This window comes from Methylobacterium sp. ME121 (assembly GCF_000974725.1).
GTDB lineage: Bacteria > Pseudomonadota > Alphaproteobacteria > Rhizobiales > Beijerinckiaceae > Methylobacterium > Methylobacterium radiotolerans.
The window spans coordinates 1-16,714 of record NZ_BBUX01000065.1; the positions used below are offsets into that span (position 1 = coordinate 1).

The window sequence follows — 16,714 nt, forward strand, 5'->3', positions numbered from 1 at the left end:
CGCCACGGCCTGCGGGACCGGGGCGGCGGTCGGCCCGGCCGCCGCGACGGTCTGCGCGTCGGGGCGGGCCGGCCCCTGCGGGTGGCTGAACACGGCCCAGCCGGCCAGGGTCGCGCCGGTGAGGGCGATGAGCGCCGTCAGCCGGGCGCGGCGGCGGGCGCGCCGCATGGCGCTCGGGTAGGGCGCCCGGGTGCGGACGACCGGATCGTAGACGGTCTCGACGTAGGTGAGGCGCGGGGGCGCCGGTCGCCGGGGTTCCGCGCTCGGATACGCGGTCTGGAACGCGGCGAGGGACAACGCAGCCTGGGCCATTCGGGAACTCGCGTACGCGCTTCCCCTGGGCAGCCGTCGCCGTTCGCCCGCGAGAGCCGTTCTCGCGCACGTGGTCCGGGTCGCCCGTCTGGGGAGGACATCAACCGTCCACCCCATTAAGCCGCGGTGTGGTTAATCCCCGCTAAAGGGACAGTTTGCGCGCGCGTTCCCGTGTTGGGACACAGCCTCAGGTGGCCCGATTCGGCGCGTCCCCGGGCGCCTCCGCCGAGGCCTCCATCGGCCCGTGCCGGCGCGCGACCAGCAGGCAGAGCAGGGCCACCGGCACGCCGATGAGCGACGTGCCGACGAAGAACCATGGGAACCCGGTCCACTCGATCACGAAGCCCGAGAACCCGGCGAGCAGGCTGCCGGGCAGGGCGCAGAGCGAGGTCAGCAGGGCGTACTGGCTCGCCGCGTGGGCGGTGGCCGAGAGCCGCGACATGTAGGTGATCAGCACGATCGACGCGAAGGCGTAGGCGAAGCCGTCGATCCCGACGGTGAGCGCGAAGGTCCAGAACGCCGCCCCGCCGTGGCCGCCGTGCCACGCGAGGTAGGCCAGCGCGAGGTGCGAGGCGGAGGCCGTGACGGTGCCGATCAGCAGGCTCGCCATCATGCCGATCCGCGGGATGATGGCGCTGGCGAGGAACGTCCCGCCGAGCGCGATCCAGAAGCCGAACAGCTTCGTGACGGTGGCGATGTCGGTGTTGGAGTAGCCGAGCGTCTTGAACAGCGGAATCGCCATGGCGTTCGAGACGTAGCCGGGCATCCGGAAGCCCGCGACGAGAGCGAGCACCGGCACGGCGAGCGGCCCGAGCCGGGCGAGGAGGTCGCGGATCGGCGCCCAGACGGTCTCGACGAAGCCGCCGGTGGCGGGCGTCTCGGGGGCGGGGGGCTCCGGCGCCAGCAGGGCCGCGACCGTGCCGGGGGCCATGAGCGCGGCCATGCACAGGTAGGCGGCGCGCCACCCGTACGCGTCGGACAGGTAGAGGGCGCCCGCCCCCGCCGCGAGATTGCCGATCCGGTAGCCGATCTCCGACCAGGACGACATCAGCGCCTGCTGCTCGGGCGGCGCGGCGGTGATGCGCCAGCCGTCGATCACCACGTCCTGGGTGGCGCCCGCGACGCCGAGCACCAGGGAGAACGCTACCGTCCAGGCGAGCCAGTGGGCCGGGTCGCCGAAGGCGACGCCCGCGAGCGCCAGGGCGACGAGGATCTGTGTGGCGACGATCCAGCCGCGGCGGCGCCCGAGCCAGCGGCCGATGAGCGGCGCGTCGTGGCGGTCGAGGAAGGGGGCCCAGAGGAACTTGAGCTTGTAGGCGATGGTGAGCTCGCTCATCAGCCCGATCGTGGCGAGCGGCACCTTCGCCTGGACGAGCCACGCCGACTGGGTCGCGTAGACGAGCAGGAACGGGATGCCTTGCGCAAAGCCGAGCCCGAGCACCGCGGCGATGCGCCGGTCGGTGAACAGGGGCGTGAGGAAGGCGCCCGGCGCGGCTTTCACCGGCTCGGGCGCGCCGGTGACCTGCGCCGGGTTTGCCATCCACGCGTCTCCTGACCGTCGTCACGAGAGAGCAGAGATGGGCCGGACGCGCAACGATCGCGCGACCGTGCCCACCGTCACGCCGCCTTCTTCCCCCGCCCGGCGATCGTCACGAGGCTACGCAGCACCTCGGTGGCGGTCTTGAGCCGCGCCGGGACGGTATTCAGCTCGCGCACGAACACGACGCTCATGTCGGGTCGCACCTTCGCGAAGGAGGCCTGCTCGGCGACGTAGGCCACCAGCCCCTGCGGGTTGGCGTAGGACCGGTCGCGGAAATGGACCACCACGCCCTTCGGCCCCGCCTCGACCTTCTCGACGTTCGCCTTGAGACAGAGGATCTTGATCGTGCCGATCTTGAGGAGCTGCTCCACCTCCGGCGGCAGCGGCCCGAACCGGTCGATCAGCTCGGCGCCGAAGCTCTCCATCTCGGCGTCGTCCTGGATGGTGGCGAGCCGCCGGTAGAGGGCGAGCCGCACCCCGAGATCCTCGACGTAATCCTCCGGGATCGTGACCGGTGCGCCGAGCGCGATGGTCGGCGACCACGCCTCCTCGGGCACGTCCTCGATGCCGGCCTTCAGCGCCGTCACCGCGTCCTCCAGCATCTGCTGGTAGAGCTCGTAGCCGACCTCCTTGATGTGGCCCGACTGGGCGTCGCCGAGCAGGTTGCCGGCGCCGCGGATGTCGAGGTCGTGGGAGGCGAGCTGGAAGCCCGCGCCCAGCGTGTCGAGGCTCTGGAGCACCTTGAGGCGCTGCTCGGCCTGGGCGGTGAGCTGGCGGTTCGCCGGGGTCGTGAACAGCGCGTAGGCGCGCGCCTTCGAGCGCCCGACGCGGCCGCGCAGCTGGTAGAGCTGGGCCAGCCCGAACATGTCGGCCCGGTGGACGATCAGCGTGTTGGCGGTGGGGATGTCGAGGCCCGATTCCACGATCGTGGTCGAGAGCAGCACGTCGAACTTGCCCTCGTAGAAGGCCGTCATCACGTCCTCGAGCTGGCCCGCCGCCATCTGGCCGTGGGCGACCGCGACCTTGATCTCGGGCATCTCGGCGTCGAGGAATTTTTTGACTTCCGCCAGATCCTCGATCCGCGGGACCACGTAGAAGGACTGGCCGCCGCGGTAGCGCTCGCGCAGCAGCGCCTCCCGGATGGTCAGCGGGTCGAACGGCGTCACGAAGGTGCGCACCACCAGCCGGTCGACCGGCGGCGTGGCGATGATCGAGAGCTCGCGCACCCCCGTCATGGCGAGCTGGAGCGTGCGCGGGATCGGCGTCGCCGACAGCGTCAGCACGTGGACGTCGGCCTGGAGCGCCTTCAGCCGCTCCTTGTGGGCGACGCCGAAATGCTGCTCCTCGTCCACGATGATCAGGCCGAGATCCTTGAAGGCGATGTTCTTCGCCAAGAGCGCGTGCGTGCCGACCACGATGTCGACCGTGCCGGCGGCGAGCCCCGCCCGGGTCTGCTTCATCTCCGCCGCGGAGGCGAAGCGCGAGAGCTGCGCCACCTGGACCGGCAGGCCCTTGAAGCGCTCGGCGAAGGTCCGGTAGTGCTGGCGGGCGAGCAGGGTGGTCGGGACGATCACCGCCACCTGCTTGCCGGAGATCGCCGCCGCGAAGGCGGCGCGCAGCGCCACCTCGGTCTTGCCGAAGCCGACATCGCCGCAGACCAGCCGGTCCATCGGGCGGCCGGCATTGAGGTCGTCCAGCACCGCGTCGATGGCGTTGGCCTGATCCTCGGTCTCCTCGAACGGGAAGCGGGCGGCGAACTCCCCGTAGAGCCCCTCGGGCGCCTGCAGCGCGGGGGCCTTGCGGACGAAGCGCTGGGCCGCGACCTTGATCAGCTCGCCCGCCATCTCGAGGATGCGGCGCTTCATCTTGGCCTTGCGGGCCTGCCACGCGCCGCCGCCGAGGCGGTCGAGGGCGACCTCGGAATCCTCCGAGCCGTAGCGGGTCAGGAGCTCGATGTTCTCCACCGGCAGGAGCAGCAGGCCGCCGGTATACTGCAGTTCCAGGCAGTCGTGCGGGGCGCCCGCGGCGTGGATCGTCTTGAGGCCGACGAAGCGGCCGATGCCGTGGTCGGCGTGGACCACGAGGTCGCCCGGCTGGAGCGCCTGCACCTCCAGGATCACATCCTGCGGCCGCTTGGCCTTGCGCTTCTGGCGAACCAGCCGGTCGCCCAGGATGTCGCCCTCAGAGACGACGGCCAGCTCGCCCGCGGTGAAGCCCGCCTCCAGGCCCCAGACCGCCACCGCCGCGTCGGTGCCGCGCTTCAGCGCGTAGACGTCGGTGAGCCGGGTGATCGCCACGGGCTTCCTGAGGCCGTGGTCGGTGAGCACGCCGCAGAGCCGGTCGCGGGAGCCGTCGGACCAGGCTCCCAGGATCACGTGATGACCGGATCCCTGGAGATCGCGGATATGCGCCACCGCGGCGTCGAACACGCTGGCAGTCTCGTCGGCCCGCTCGGGGGCGAAGCTTCGTCCGGCCTTGGCGCCGCAATCGATCACGGCGCGCTCGGGCGATTCGGGCTGCGCGAAGGGCGTCAGCCGCGCCACGGTGGCGGTGGCGATCCGCTCCTTCAGCTCGTTCGGCGTCAGGTAGAGGGCGCGGGGCGGCAGCGGCTTGTAGGGGGCGACGCCGGGCTGCGGCGTCTTCATCGCGCCCTCGCGGGCCTGGTAATAGTCCTGGACTAGGCTGATCCGCTCGGCGGCGGCGTCCTCCACCTGGGGATCGAAGACCAGCGGCACGCCGCCGAGATAGTCGAACAGCGTGTCGAGGTGGTCGTAGAACAGCGGCATCCAGTGCTCGAGGCCGGCGTAGCGCCGCCCCTCGCTCACCGTCTCGTAGAGCCGGTCGTCCCGGGTCGCCGCGCCGAAGCTCTGGATGTAGTTCTGGCGGAAGCGCCGGATCGTCTCGGTGGTGAGCTGGACCTCGCTCATCGGCATCAGGTCGAGGGAGCGGAGCTGACCGGTGGTGCGCTGCGTCTCCGGGTCGAAGGCGCGGATCGATTCCAGCGTGTCGCCGAAGAAGTCGAGGCGGATCGGGGCCGGCAGGCCCGGGGGCGACAGGTCGAGGATGCCGCCGCGGACCGCGTACTCGCCGGTGTCGCGCACCGTCCCGGTGCGCAGGAAGCCGTTGGCCTCGACCCAGGCCACCACGTCGTCCATCGCCACGACGTTGCCGATCGCCGCCGAGAACGCCTCCTTGGCGATGTGGGCGCGGGGTGGGACCCGCTGCACCAGGGCGTTGACGGTGGTGCAGAGGATGCGCGGCCTGTCCTCGGCCGAGCGGGTGCGGGCGAGGCGGGCGAGCGCCGTCATCCGGGCGGCGGCGACGGCGGTGGTCGGCGAGACCCGGTCGTAGGGCTGGCAGTCCCAGGCCGGCAGGCTCATCACGTCCATCTCGGGCGCGACGAAGCCCAAAGCCGCCTGGAACGCGGCCGAGCGCCCGGAATCGCGCGCCACGTGCACCAGCACGGCCGGTGCGTCGACGGTGGGCGCCAGGGCACGGGCGAGGTCGGCGAGCGCCAGCGCGTCGAAGCCCTCCGGGGCGTTCGCCAGGACCGGGCTGTCGCCGCGCTTGAGGGCGTCGATCGCCCGGGCGAGCGCGGAGGATTTCGGCAGCGCGAAGCGCGCGACCGGCGGCTTGGCGGCGGGGGCGGGGGGCTTCGGCTGAGGCTTGGCCATCGGGTCTTTCGCGGGGAGGCCCGCCGGGCGCGTCAGGGGAGGAGGTCGGGTGGCGTTAGCCGATCGGGCCGCCGCGATAAAGCGTCCCGACGGAAGCGTCTGGGCGGCTGAGCCCACCCTATATGGTGGTTCTGGTACGGCGTGGAACGGCTGCCGTCTTCGCGAGCGTCGCGGAGCGATCCAGGGCAGCGCCACGGTTCCGAAGTCGCGCCACCCTGGGTCACCTCGCTCCGCTCGTGATGACGGAGCGGTCTGCAAGAGCCGACAGCTTCGATGGGATGCGATCGAGGCCTCCGACCGGACCCGTCACGCGTCCGGCCCGACGATCTCCGCCAGCGCCGCCTCGACCCGGCCGCGGAAGAAATCCGCGTTGGGCATGTGCTCGGTCATCGCGGCGGCCCGGACCGTCGCCTGCCGCAGGATCTCGCCGCGCAGCGCCGGGTCGGAGCGCTCCATCATCTCCAGCATGATGCGCACCACGAGTTCGGTGGCGATCGACCGGGCCGGGTGGTCGTAATTGGGCTTCGGTTCGTCCATGGCGGTCCCTGTCACGAGTGGATCGGCGCGTCGTGCCGGTGGAACGCCCGCACGCGCTGCCAGACCGACGTGTCGTAGTTCGAGGGCGTCTCGACCTCGCCGGTCAGCCACTTGAACAGGTCCCGGTCCGGAACCTCGATCAGCGCCTCGAACTGGTCGAGCTCCGCCTCCGACAGGTCGCCGATCTCGGCATCGGCGAAGCGGCCCATGATCAGGTCCATCTCGCGGATGCCCCGGTGCCAGGCGCGGTAGAGGAGGCGGCGGCGGCGCGGATCGAGGTCGGCGCTCGTGCGGGTGGTGCCGGACATGGATCTCGGACCTCGGCTCGAACATAGGGCAGTCGCTAGATAGGCCGCCCGCGGCGACGGATCCAGAACGGGGTCGCGACCGGGCGAGTTACAACCGGAGCGCGAGACGGCAAAAACAAATTGCCTCCGCCGGGCGGTCCGTTATCTCGGGCTGCAACGCCCCCGCGTGGGGCGGCGAGCGGGAGTCCAACGATGCCGAAGGCGATCCGGGTCTACGAATATGGCGGCCCCGAGGTGATGCGCTTCGAGGACGTGCCCCTGGCCGAGCCGGGCCCCGGGCAGATCCGGGTCAAGCAGGCCGCCATCGGCGTCAACTTCATCGACATCTACTTCCGCACCGGCGCCTACAAGTCCCCGCACATGCCCTACACCCCCGGCAAGGAGGGCGCCGGCACCGTCACTGCGGTGGGCGAGGGCGTCAGCCAGTTCAAGCCCGGCGACCGGGTCGCCTACGGTTCGGTGGCGGACGGCTGCTACGCCGAGGAGCCGGTGATCCCGGCCTCCGCGGCCGTGCCGATCCCGGACGGCGTCGACGAGAAGACCGCCGCCGCCATGATGCTCAAGGGCCTGACCGTCGAGTACCTGCTGCACCGGACCTACGCGGTGAAGCCCGGCGACACGATCCTGTGGCAGGCGGCCGCCGGCGGCGTCGGCCTGATCGCCTGCCAGTGGGCCAAGCACCTCGGCGCCACCGTGATCGGCACCGCCGGCAGCCCCGAGAAGGCGGAGCTCGCCAAGCGGAACGGCTGCGACCACGTCATCCTCTACCGCGAGGAGGACGTGGCCAAGCGCGTGCGCGAGATCACCGGCGGCAAGGGCGTGCCGGTGGTCTACGACGGCGTCGGCCAGGCGACCCTGATGGGCTCGCTGGACAGCCTCGCGCCGCTCGGCCTGCTGGCGAGCTTCGGCTCGGCCTCGGGGGCGATCACCGGGCTCGACCTCGGCCTGCTCGCCCCGCGCGGCTCGCTCTACGTGACGCGCCCGACGCTCGCGACCTTCTCGTCGAACCGCGCCACCCTGGAGGAGGCGGCCGCCCGCCTGTTCAAGGTGGTCGGCGACGGCGCGGTGAAGATCGCCGTCAACGCCACCTACCCGCTGGCCGAGGCGCAGCAGGTCCACCGCGACCTCGCGGGCCGGGAGACCACCGGCTCGATCGTGATGCTGCCCTGAGGCAGGCGACCATGACGCCCGGCAGCGCCGACCTGCTCCTCGTCGTCGACGTGCAGGTCGATTTCCTGCCGGGCGGGGCGCTCCCGGTCCCGGAAGGCGACGCGGTGGTCGGCCCGATCAACGACCTCCAGCACCGCTTCCGGCACGTGGTGCTGATGCAGGACTGGCATCCGGCCGATCACGTCTCCTTCGCCGAGACCCATCCGGGGCGGGCCCCGTTCGAGACCGTGGCGCTGCCCTACGGGCCGCAGGTGCTGTGGCCGCGCCACTGCGTCCAGGGCAGCCCGGGCGCCGCCTTCGCGCCGGGTCTCGCCACCGACCGGGCGAGCCTCGTGGTGCGCAAGGGGCTCGATCCCCGGGTCGACAGCTACTCGGCCTTCCTGGAGGCCGACCGGTCGACCCGCACCGGGCTCGCCGGGGCGCTCAGGGAGCGCGGCATCACCCGCGTCGCCGTGTGCGGCCTCGCCACCGATTTCTGCGTCGCCTGGAGCGCGCTCGACGCCAGCGACGCGGGTTTCGAGGTCCTCGTGGTGGAGGATGCGGTGCGCGGGATCGACGTGGACGGGTCGCTCGCGCAGGCCTGGGCGCGCATGGAGGCGGCGGGGGTGCGCCGGATCCGGTCGGCGCAGATCGGCTGAGCGGGCTGACCGGCCCCGGGGGCGGGAGGCGAACCGCCGCACGCCGCGCGGGAGACCGGCCCCGCGCCGATGCGTTGGCCCGGCATCGGCGTCCGTCGGGATGCCAGTCAGGAGCCAGCATGTCAGGCAAGCACCCGAAGACCGACACGCCCACGGACGCCGACCTCAAGGGCAATCCCGGGATCGGCACCTCGAAGGGGATGAGCGGCGCCGACCCGGCGGATCTGCAGGCGGATTCGACCTTCGAGGGCGACGTCGACAACGAGACGAAGCTAGACGGCGGCGTCGACCCCGACCACCGGCCGCGCAAGAACGCGTGACAGCCTGAACGCGTGACGGATGCCCGGGCCGGCGCGGCCCGGGCGCTCCCCGTCAGCGGGCGCGGGCCGGCGGCTTCGGCCGCCGGGGTGCCGGGGCCGGGCCGGTCGCGAGCCCGGCGGACGGGCCGCCCGCCGGGACGTAGAGCTGGGCGGGGCTCGCGGAGTAGCCCCCGGAGCTGCGCCGCGCTGGCGGCCCCGAAGGCGGCGGTGCCGTCGGCGCGGGCAGCGCCCGCCGGGACGGTCAGCAGGAGCGCGGCGGACAAAGCCAGAGACGGGGCCGGGGAGGCGGGCTTCGACATGGGGCGGACCCTTCGGTTCGTGCGGGCCCCGGGCAATCCCGGTCCGCGCCGGACGGATCCCATGTGGGGCGGCCGCGCGGGCCCGGCGTGCGGGACCGCACCGCGATCCCGCGTCGCATCATCGCGGGATCGGCGCGGGCCCGGCGGCGGGAGCCCGTCACAGGGCCAGCCCGAGCTGGAGCGGCGCCTCGGGCGCGTCCTGCGCGAAGCCCGACAGCGACACCCCGATCAGCCGCGCGCTGCGCCGCAGGGGGAACAGGCCGGCCAGCAGGTCGAGGCCGATCCGCTCCAGCCCTGCCCGGTCGGCGACGGGGACGGGCAGCGACCGCGCCCGGGTGACCTGGGCGAAATCCGAGAACTTGAGCTTCAGGGTCACGGTCCGGGCGCGCATGCCCTTGGCGTCGGCCGCGGCCCAGACCTTGTCGAACAGCGGCGCCAGCCGGGCGGCCAGGACCTCGAAGGCGGCGGTGTCGTCCGAGAAGGTGGTCTCCGCGCCGATCGACTTGCGCACCCGGTGGGCGCGGACCGGCCGCTCGTCGATCCCGCGGGCGACCGCGTGGTAGTAGGCGCCCGCGGAGCCGAAGGTCTCGCGCAGGCGCTCCGGCGTCCAGGCGCGCAGGTCCGCCCCGGTCTCGATCCCGAGCCGCTTCATCTTCGCCTCGGTGACCGGGCCGACGCCGTGGAACCGGCCGATCGGCAGCGCGGCCACGAAGTCCGGCCCCATGGCGGGGGTGATGACGAATAGGGCGTTCGGCTTCCTGTGGTCGGACGCCACCTTGGCGAGGAACTTGTTGTACGAGACCCCGGCCGAGGCCACGAGCCCGGTGCGCTCTAGGATCTCGGCCCGGATCGCCTTCGCCACGGCCGTCGCGGTCGGGAGGCCCAGGAGATTCTCGGTGACGTCGAGATAGGCCTCGTCGAGGGCCACCGGCTCGATGACGGCCGTGTGCCGGGCGAAGACCGCGCGGATCTCCTCCGAGACCGCCCGGTAGACCTCGAAGCGCGGCTTCACGAACAGCAGGTCCGGGCACAGCCGCCGCGCGGTGGCCGACGGCATGGCCGAGCGGACGCCGAACCGGCGCGCCTCGTAGCTCGCCGCCGCCACCACGCCGCGCTCCCGCGAGCCGCCCACCGCCAGGGGTTTGCCGCGCAGGGACGGGTCGTCGCGCTGCTCCACGGAGGCGTAGAACGCGTCCATGTCGATGTGGATGATTTTTCGGAGCGCGACCTCCGGATCCATCGCCGCCTCGGAGATCCGCCGCTGGTTCCCGCTCTGTTCTAAAGATCGCGGCGGCCCTGCGGGGTCAAGCTGCGCCGGGCGGGGCGTCAACAGGGATATCCCACCCACGCCCCCATCCCGAGGTGCGAGCGGAGCGAGCCTCGAAGGAGGGCTCCGGGGATCGCGCGGCCGGCTGGAGCCCTCCTCCGAGGCCTCCGCAGCGCTCGGCGCCTCAGGATGAGGGCACGGTTCGGATCGTCGCCACGGCGCGCCGCCTCAGGCGACGCTGCCGTAGAGGTCGTACGCCTCGGCCCGGTCGATCTTCACGGTGACGATGTCGCCGACCCGCACCGGGCGCCGGAAGGCGGCGTGGACGGTGCCGTCGATCTCCGGCGCGTCGGCCTTGGACCGGCCCCGCGCGACCCCGCCCTCGACGGAATCGACGATGACCGGCAGCCGCTTGCCGACCTTGGCCCGCTGCAGCCGCAGCGCGATCCCGTTCTGCGTCTCCATGAACCGGCGCTTGCGCTCGGCCTTCACCGCCGGCGGCACGGGGTCGCCCAGCGCGTTGGCGGTGGCGCCCGCCACCGGCTCGTACTCGAAGCAGCCGACCCGATCGAGCTTGGCCTCCTGCAGCCAGGCCAGCAGTTCCTCGAACTCGGCCTCGGTCTCGCCGGGGAAGCCGACGATGAAGGTCGAGCGGATCGCGAGATCCGGGCAGGTCTGCCGCCAGCTGCGGATCCGGTCGAGCTGGCGCTCCTGATTGCCGGGGCGGCGCATGCGCTTGAGCACCGACGGGCTCGCGTGCTGGAGCGGCATGTCGAGGTAGGGGAGCACCTTGCCCTCGGCCATCAGGGGGATGACCTCGTCCACGTGCGGGTAGGGGTAGACGTAGTGCAGCCGCACCCAGGCCCCGAGCTCGCCGAGCTCCCGGGTCAGGTCGTAGAACTTCGCGCGGACCTGCCGGTCGCGCCACGGGCTCTCACTGTAGCGGATATCGACGCCGTAGGCGCTGGTGTCCTGGCTGACGACCAGCAGCTCCTTCACGCCGGCCTTCACCAGTTTCTCCGCTTCCCGCAGCACGTCGGCGGCCGGGCGGCTGACGAGGTTCCCGCGCAGGGACGGGATGATGCAGAAGCTGCAGCGATTGCTGCACCCCTCCGAGATCTTCAGGTAGGCGTAGTGGCGCGGGGTGAGCTTGATCCCCTGCGGCGGCACGAGGTCGAGGAACGGGTCGTGGGCCGGCGGCACCGCCTCGTGGACGGCCGCCACCACCGACTCGTAGGCCTGGGGCCCGGTCACCGCCAGGAGGTCGGGGTACTTCTCGCGGATCTCCTCCGGCTGCGCGCCCATGCAGCCGGTGACGATCACCCGGCCGTTCTCCGCCATGGCCTCGCCGATCGCCGAGAGCGACTCCGCCTTGGCCGAGTCGAGGAAGCCGCAGGTGTTGACGATCACCACGTCGGCGCCGTCGTGCCGGCGGGCCAGCTCGTAACCCTCGGCGCGAAGGTGGGTGAGGATCCGCTCGGAATCGACCAGCGCCTTGGGGCAGCCCAGCGAGACGAACGAGATTTTCGGGGCGGCGCCGGGAGCGGGGCCGCGGGGGGCGGGCGTGGCGGTCATGGCATTCGGGTCGGACAGTCCGGCGGGGCGATCGGCCGCCCGGCGCGCGGGACCAGGAATTCGGGGTCGCGCTCCTATACAGGCTCCGGCGCCTCCGCGCGAGGCCGGCCGCCGCAGGGGTGACCAGCCCCGCGCGCGAGCCTGGGCCCAAACGCGGATCCTGTCATGACAGCAAAGCTTTGCGGCGGGCTTCTCAGACCCCACATCAGGACGGGACAGCGCGGCCCTGCGCCCCGGACACGGCCCGCCCGCGCGAGGCGGCGGGGCCTGCGTGGAACTGCCGCTTCCCCCGCGGCATCGCCTGTGCGACGGCAGCGGACGACGCACAGCCCGAGGATAACGGCCCCGAACCCGGTCATGTGGACCCGAGAGATCCCCTTCATCGATCCCGTCGCGGCGGCGGCCCGGCTGCGCGCCCTGCCCGGGCTCGCCTTCCTCGACAGCGCCATGCGGCACGACCCGCTGGGGCGGCACTCGATCGTGGCCGCCGACCCGTTCGCGCGGTTCCGCTACCGCGACGGGCGCGCGACCCTCGACGGGCGACCGGTGGCGGGCGGCCCGATGGCGGCGCTCCGGGCCTGCCTCGAACCCTACCGGCTCGAGCCCGGGCCGGAACCGTTCCCCGGCGGGGCGATCGGGTACCTGGCCTACGACCTCGGCGCGGCGCTGGAGCGGGTGGCGGCGCCGGCCCGGCGGGCGGGGCTCACCGACGACATCGCGCTGAACCTCTACGACACGGCCCTGGTCGTCGACCACGCCGCCGGCACGGCCCGGCTGGTCGCCACGGGTTTCCCGGAGACCGCGCCGGACGCGCGGCGGGCCCGCGCGGAGGCGCGGCTCGCCGGCTTCGCCGACCTGCTCGGCGGCGCGGAGCCGCCGGTCCCGGCCGCAGCCCGGCCGGCCCAACCGCTCGCGTGGCGCTCGAACTTCGACCGCCAAAGCTATGAAGAGGCTGTCGAAAAAGTCCGCGCATACATCCGCGCCGGCGACATCTACCAGGCCAATATCGCCCAGCGCTTCGTCGCCGACCTGCCGGCCGGCTTCGACCCGTTCGCCCTCTACCGGCGGCTGCGCGAGACCAATCCGGCGACCTTCGGGGCCTACCTGGAACAGGAGGGCCTGACCGTGGCCTCGTCATCGCCGGAGCGGTTCATCCGCCTCGACGGCCGGCACGTGGAGACGCGCCCGATCAAGGGCACCGCCCGCCGCCTCGACGACCCGGTGGCCGACCGGGCGGCGGCCGAGGCGCTGCAGGCCAGCGTCAAGGAGCGGGCCGAGAACGTCATGATCGTCGACCTGCTGCGCAACGACCTGTCGCGGGTCTGCGCGCCGGGCAGCGTCGCCGTGCCGACCCTGTGCGGGCTGGAGACCTACGCCAACGTCCACCATCTGGTGTCGGTGGTGACCGGAGACCTCCGCGACGGGCTCGACGCCCTCGACCTCCTGGAAGGGACCTTCCCGGGCGGCTCGATCACGGGCGCCCCGAAGATCCGCGCCATGGACATCATCACCGAGATCGAGGGCGACGCGCGGGAACTCTACTGCGGCGCCATCGGCCGGATCGGCTTCGACGGGGCGCTCGACACGTCGATCGCGATCCGCACCGTGTTCATGGACGCGCACCAGGCGGTCCTGCAGGCCGGGGGCGGGGTGACCCTGCTGTCGGAGCCGGGCCCGGAATACGACGAGACCCTGGCCAAGGCCGCCCGCGTCTTCGAGGCCTTCGCATGATCCTCGTCCTCGACAATTACGACTCGTTCGTCTTCAACGTCGTCCGCTACCTGGAGGAGCTCGGCGAGACGGTCCGGGTCGTGCGCAACGACGCGCTGGACGTCCCCGGCATCCGGGCGCTCGAACCGGAGGCCCTGGTGGTCTCGCCCGGGCCCTGCACCCCCGCGGAGGCCGGGATCTCCCTGCCGGCGATCCGGGAGCTGTCGGGCGCGGTGCCGATCCTCGGCGTCTGCCTCGGCCACCAGGCGATCGGCGCGGCCTTCGGCGGCACGGTCGCGCGGGCGCAGCGGCCCCTGCACGGGCAGATGACGCCGATCGACCACGCGGGCCAGCGCCTGTTCGCCGGGCTGCCGGCGCCGATGCCGGTGGGACGCTACCACTCGCTGGTGGTCACCCCCGGCCCCGACATGGCGCGGCACCTCTCGGTCGACGCCGTCTCGCAGGAGGGGGAGGTGATGGCGCTGTCGCACCGGACCCACCCGACCTACGGCATCCAGTTCCACCCGGAATCGGTCCTGACCGAGGGTGGCCACGCCCTGTTCGCCAATTTCCTGGGACTGGCCCGCGCGTGGCGGCAGAGACCGGAGGGGCGCCGCGATGCTGTGGCGTGACGGGGCGCTTCTCCCCGGGACGACCGCGCCGCTGGACCACACCGACCGCGGCCTGACGCTCGGCGACGGCCTGTTCGACACCGCGCTGGCGCTCGGCGGCCGCGTGGCCTTCGAGGACGCCCACATCGCCCGGCTCGTGGCCTCCGCCGACACGCTCGGGATCCCGGCCGACGCCGAGCGCATCCGTGGGGCCATGCGGGCGCTGGCCGGGCAGGGGGAGCGGCTCGCGATCCGCACCACCCTCACCCGCGGCTCCGGCCCGCGGGGACTGAAGCCGCCGGACGCCCCGAACCCGACGCTCTTCGCCACCGCGGCCGTGAGCACCAGGGCCGCGTCCTTCGCGCCCCTGCGCCTCTGGCCGACCGCCATCGCCCGCAACGACACCTCCCCCGCCAGCCGCCTGAAGACGCTGGGCTATGGCGACGCGGTGCTGGCCGCCCGGGAGGCCGCCGCCGCGGGCTGCGACGAGGCGCTGTTCCGCAACACGCGGGGGCGCGTCGCCTGCGCGGGCACCGGCAACCTGTTCGCCCTGCTCGGCACCACCCTGGTCACGCCGCCGCTCGGAGACGGCGTGCTCGCCGGCATCGTGCGGGCGGAGGTGCTGGGCCTCGCCGCCGGATGCGGGCTGCGGGCCGAGGAACGGTCGCTCGGCCTGCCCGATCTCCTCGGCGCAGAGGCCGTGTTCCTGACCAATTCCCTGCGGCTCCTGGCCCCCGTGACGGCCATCGGCGACACCGCCCTGGCCAGTGACGGCCACCCGGCGGTGGGCCGCCTCAAGGCGGCCTTGCGCGCCCGCGTCGCCCAATCCTGCGGCGTCACGGAGGACGCTGTCGCGTGACCGAGCAGGCGATCGAGACCGGGCGGCGCCGGCTGCGCTACGGGCTCGCGGCGATCTACCTGTTCATCGGCGCGGTCCACCTCGTGGCGACCGACGCGATGCTGCCGCTGATGCCCGACTGGGTGCCGCAGCCGCGACTCGTCATCCTGGCGACCGGCCTGTGCGAGATCGCCGGGGCGATCGGCCTCCTGACGGGCCGGTTCCGCCGGGCGGCCGCGATCGGCCTCGCCCTCTACGCGGTCTGCGTCTACCCGGCGAACCTCAAGCACGCCTTCGACCACGTCCACGTCGACGGCATCCCGGATTCCTGGTGGTATCACGGGCCGCGCCTCGCCTTTCAGCCGGTCTTCGTCTGGGCGGCGCTCTGGGCCGGCGGCCTGATCGACTGGCCGTTCGGCGGGGGCCGCGGATCCGGACAGGGCGCGGCCGGGACCTCCCGCGATCCGGCGCGGCCGCTGGCGGCTCCGGGACCGGACGCGCCGGCAACCATCCGGGAACCTTGATCACAGGATCCCGGGATCCCGGGATCATGGGAGGCTTTGATCTCAGGATCCTGGCCGCTCGACCGGCCGGCAGCCGCCGCGCGGGCCGGAAGACCGGTCCGCCCGGCACCGACACGGGCGGACGACATGCCGAAGCGCCGCGACCCGGGCCGATCGACCCCGCCCCCGCCGGAGACCGTTCCGGACCGCGACGCCGTAGAGCGCGCCCTGGAAACGGTCCTCGACCGCCTGCGCCCGAAGCCGGGGGGCGCGCCGCGGGCCGGGCGGAAGCCGCGCCCGGACGGGGCGGGCCGCTGAGCCCCGAAAGGTTCCTCCACAGGGCGAAGATATCGTCCGGATACGGCCGGCCGGACCGGCGTTGCCCGGAGGACGCCGCCGAACACGGCGCGCGGCCCCCAGCGGAGACAGACCGAATGGCCAAGCAGAAGACGCTGCAGGACGCTTTCTACGAGACCCTGAAGGACGTCTACTACGCCGAGAAGCAGTCGGTGAAGGCGCTCAAGAAATCCGCCAAGGCGGCGGAGCACGACGAGCTGCGCCAGGCCTTCGAGACCCACGCCGAGGAGAGCGCCCAGCAGGTGGAGCGCCTGACGCAGGTCTTCGAGATCATCGGCAAGCCGGCCCGGGCCAAGACCTGCGAGGCGATGCAGGGCATCGTCTCGGAGATGGAGGAGGATCTCGACGATTTCGCCGACAGCCCGGCCGCCGACGCGGTGCTGGCCGCCTGCGCCCAGGCGGTGGAGCACTACGAGATCGCCCGCTACGGCACCCTGAAGACCTGGGCGGCCCAGCTCGGCTACGCGGACGCCGCCGAGCTCCTGGACGAGACCCTGCAGGAGGAGAAGCGGACCGACGCGCTGCTCTCGAAGATCGCCGCGTCGATCAACGCCGCGGGCGAGCCCGGCGGGGCGGAGCCGGATGCCGAGCCGTCGAAGGGCAGGGGGAAGAAGGCCGCCTGACCGCGCCCCGGCCGCGCGGGCGGGCCGGCGCCCCCGGGCGCCGGTTCGCCGCTGCCCGGGCCGGCGTCAGTTCGCCTTCTCGATGGCGCTCAGCGGCGTCCAGTAGCAGCGATCCTGCGTGTCCTTCAGGGCGAGGCAGCCGTAGCTCATCGTCCGGGACTCGAGCCGGACCTCCTCGCCGGGCTTGAACGAGCGGCACTCGCCGCTGGCGAGGCTGCCCTGCAGCAGCTGGCCGAACCCGGACTCGTCGCCCGCCATGACCAGCTTGAACAGGCGGTCCGTGACCTCCTGGCTGTGGCAGCCGAACCGCTCTTGGAGGACCGTCTCGGCCGCGGCGGGCCGGGGCAGGGCGGCGGTGACGGCGAGGGCGGCGAGGACGGGCAGGGCGAAGCGCATGCGCGGAACATATCCGCGCGCCGCGACGTGTCGAGC

General features: G+C 73.0%; 15 protein-coding genes and 1 pseudogene. 8 read left to right on the top strand and 8 right to left on the bottom strand.

The features are described 5' to 3' along the window. From ME121_RS26405 to ME121_RS26425, 5 genes and pseudogenes are all read right to left on the bottom strand, one after another. Nucleotides 1-312 (bottom strand): annotated as a pseudogene (locus ME121_RS26405) (hypothetical protein); the annotation flags it as partial. A 187-nt stretch (nt 313-499) separates the two neighbouring features. Then, complete coding sequence (locus tag ME121_RS26410; RefSeq protein ID WP_053622477.1) at nt 500-1,852, bottom strand: AmpG family muropeptide MFS transporter; 1,353 nt, start codon at nt 1,850-1,852, stop codon at nt 500-502. A 77-nt stretch (nt 1,853-1,929) separates the two neighbouring features. Beyond that, nucleotides 1,930-5,526 (bottom strand): transcription-repair coupling factor, encoded by a 3,597-nt coding sequence (mfd, locus tag ME121_RS26415; protein WP_053622478.1) that lies wholly within the window; start codon nt 5,524-5,526, stop codon nt 1,930-1,932. Between the two features lie 306 nt (nt 5,527-5,832). After that, the gene (locus ME121_RS26420; RefSeq protein ID WP_012318629.1) at nt 5,833-6,063 is read right to left on the bottom strand and encodes a hypothetical protein; all 231 of its coding nucleotides are present in this window, start codon (nt 6,061-6,063) and stop codon (nt 5,833-5,835) included. A gap of 11 nt (nt 6,064-6,074) precedes the next feature. Beyond that, nucleotides 6,075-6,371 carry an FAD assembly factor SdhE gene (locus ME121_RS26425; RefSeq protein WP_012318628.1) on the bottom strand — a complete coding sequence of 99 codons (297 nt, stop codon included), beginning with the start codon at nt 6,369-6,371 and terminating at the stop codon, nt 6,075-6,077. 192 nt (nt 6,372-6,563) lie between these two features. On the opposite strand from ME121_RS26425, the gene ME121_RS26430 reads away from it, so the two are divergent. From ME121_RS26430 to ME121_RS26440, 3 genes are all read left to right on the top strand, one after another. Beyond that, nucleotides 6,564-7,541 carry a quinone oxidoreductase family protein gene (locus ME121_RS26430; RefSeq protein WP_043073552.1) on the top strand — a complete coding sequence of 326 codons (978 nt, stop codon included), beginning with the start codon at nt 6,564-6,566 and terminating at the stop codon, nt 7,539-7,541. An 11-nt stretch (nt 7,542-7,552) separates the two neighbouring features. Beyond that, on the top strand, nt 7,553-8,179 hold the full coding sequence (gene pncA, locus ME121_RS26435) for a bifunctional nicotinamidase/pyrazinamidase (RefSeq protein ID WP_024830431.1): 627 nt from the start codon (nt 7,553-7,555) through the stop codon (nt 8,177-8,179). A 119-nt stretch (nt 8,180-8,298) separates the two neighbouring features. Further along, nucleotides 8,299-8,499: a hypothetical protein gene (locus ME121_RS26440; RefSeq protein ID WP_012318625.1), complete on the top strand. Its 201-nt coding sequence runs from the start codon at nt 8,299-8,301 to the stop codon at nt 8,497-8,499. 456 nt (nt 8,500-8,955) lie between these two features. Here the strand turns inward: ME121_RS26440 and dinB are convergent, their stop codons facing one another. After that, a complete protein-coding gene (dinB, locus tag ME121_RS26445; protein ID WP_053622479.1) occupies nt 8,956-10,038 on the bottom strand; it encodes a DNA polymerase IV in 1,083 nt (360 codons plus the stop codon). 255 nt (nt 10,039-10,293) lie between these two features. After that, on the bottom strand, nt 10,294-11,640 hold the full coding sequence (gene rimO, locus ME121_RS26450) for a 30S ribosomal protein S12 methylthiotransferase RimO (protein WP_012318622.1): 1,347 nt from the start codon (nt 11,638-11,640) through the stop codon (nt 10,294-10,296). 357 nt (nt 11,641-11,997) lie between these two features. Between rimO and pabB the strand changes: the two genes are divergently transcribed. The 5 genes from pabB (at nt 11,998) to ME121_RS26475 (ending at nt 16,282) form a co-directional block, all read left to right on the top strand. After that, complete coding sequence (pabB, locus tag ME121_RS26455) at nt 11,998-13,371, top strand: aminodeoxychorismate synthase component I (protein ID WP_012318621.1); 1,374 nt, start codon at nt 11,998-12,000, stop codon at nt 13,369-13,371. Further along, nucleotides 13,368-13,982 (top strand): anthranilate synthase component II, encoded by a 615-nt coding sequence (locus ME121_RS26460; RefSeq protein WP_012318620.1) that lies wholly within the window; start codon nt 13,368-13,370, stop codon nt 13,980-13,982. The genes pabB and ME121_RS26460 overlap by 4 nt, the downstream gene beginning before the upstream one ends. Next, nucleotides 13,969-14,820, top strand: a complete 852-nt coding sequence (locus ME121_RS26465) for an aminotransferase class IV (protein ID WP_024830434.1) — start codon at nt 13,969-13,971, stop codon at nt 14,818-14,820. Before ME121_RS26460 ends, ME121_RS26465 begins: the two co-directional genes overlap by 14 nt. Before the next feature lie 32 nt (nt 14,821-14,852). Next, nucleotides 14,853-15,323: a DoxX family protein gene (locus ME121_RS26470; RefSeq protein WP_210383458.1), complete on the top strand. Its 471-nt coding sequence runs from the start codon at nt 14,853-14,855 to the stop codon at nt 15,321-15,323. Nucleotides 15,324-15,736: 413 nt separating this feature from the next. Beyond that, nucleotides 15,737-16,282, top strand: a complete 546-nt coding sequence (locus ME121_RS26475; RefSeq protein WP_024830436.1) for a YciE/YciF ferroxidase family protein — start codon at nt 15,737-15,739, stop codon at nt 16,280-16,282. 66 nt (nt 16,283-16,348) lie between these two features. Here ME121_RS26475 and ME121_RS26480 read toward each other — a convergent pair whose 3' ends face one another. Then, on the bottom strand, nt 16,349-16,678 hold the full coding sequence (locus tag ME121_RS26480; protein ID WP_012318615.1) for a hypothetical protein: 330 nt from the start codon (nt 16,676-16,678) through the stop codon (nt 16,349-16,351). Between the last annotated feature and the right edge of the window lie 36 nt (nt 16,679-16,714).

What these genes read in the sequence shown, in the direction of transcription:
- pabB (WP_012318621.1), top strand. Translation starts at nt 11,998, where the DNA reads ATGTGGACCCGAGAGATCCCCTTCATCGATCCCGTCGCGGCGGCGGCC.
- ME121_RS26410 (WP_053622477.1), bottom strand. Translation starts at nt 1,852, where the DNA reads ATGGCAAACCCGGCGCAGGTCACCGGCGCGCCCGAGCCGGTGAAAGCC.
- rimO (WP_012318622.1), bottom strand. Translation starts at nt 11,640, where the DNA reads ATGACCGCCACGCCCGCCCCCCGCGGCCCCGCTCCCGGCGCCGCCCCG.
- ME121_RS26425 (WP_012318628.1), bottom strand. Translation starts at nt 6,371, where the DNA reads ATGTCCGGCACCACCCGCACGAGCGCCGACCTCGATCCGCGCCGCCGC.
- ME121_RS26475 (WP_024830436.1), top strand. Translation starts at nt 15,737, where the DNA reads ATGGCCAAGCAGAAGACGCTGCAGGACGCTTTCTACGAGACCCTGAAG.
- dinB (WP_053622479.1), bottom strand. Translation starts at nt 10,038, where the DNA reads ATGGATCCGGAGGTCGCGCTCCGAAAAATCATCCACATCGACATGGAC.
- mfd (WP_053622478.1), bottom strand. Translation starts at nt 5,526, where the DNA reads ATGGCCAAGCCTCAGCCGAAGCCCCCCGCCCCCGCCGCCAAGCCGCCG.
- ME121_RS26460 (WP_012318620.1), top strand. Translation starts at nt 13,368, where the DNA reads ATGATCCTCGTCCTCGACAATTACGACTCGTTCGTCTTCAACGTCGTC.
- ME121_RS26480 (WP_012318615.1), bottom strand. Translation starts at nt 16,678, where the DNA reads ATGCGCTTCGCCCTGCCCGTCCTCGCCGCCCTCGCCGTCACCGCCGCC.
- ME121_RS26440 (WP_012318625.1), top strand. Translation starts at nt 8,299, where the DNA reads ATGTCAGGCAAGCACCCGAAGACCGACACGCCCACGGACGCCGACCTC.
- pncA (WP_024830431.1), top strand. Translation starts at nt 7,553, where the DNA reads ATGACGCCCGGCAGCGCCGACCTGCTCCTCGTCGTCGACGTGCAGGTC.
- ME121_RS26465 (WP_024830434.1), top strand. Translation starts at nt 13,969, where the DNA reads ATGCTGTGGCGTGACGGGGCGCTTCTCCCCGGGACGACCGCGCCGCTG.
- ME121_RS26430 (WP_043073552.1), top strand. Translation starts at nt 6,564, where the DNA reads ATGCCGAAGGCGATCCGGGTCTACGAATATGGCGGCCCCGAGGTGATG.
- ME121_RS26420 (WP_012318629.1), bottom strand. Translation starts at nt 6,063, where the DNA reads ATGGACGAACCGAAGCCCAATTACGACCACCCGGCCCGGTCGATCGCC.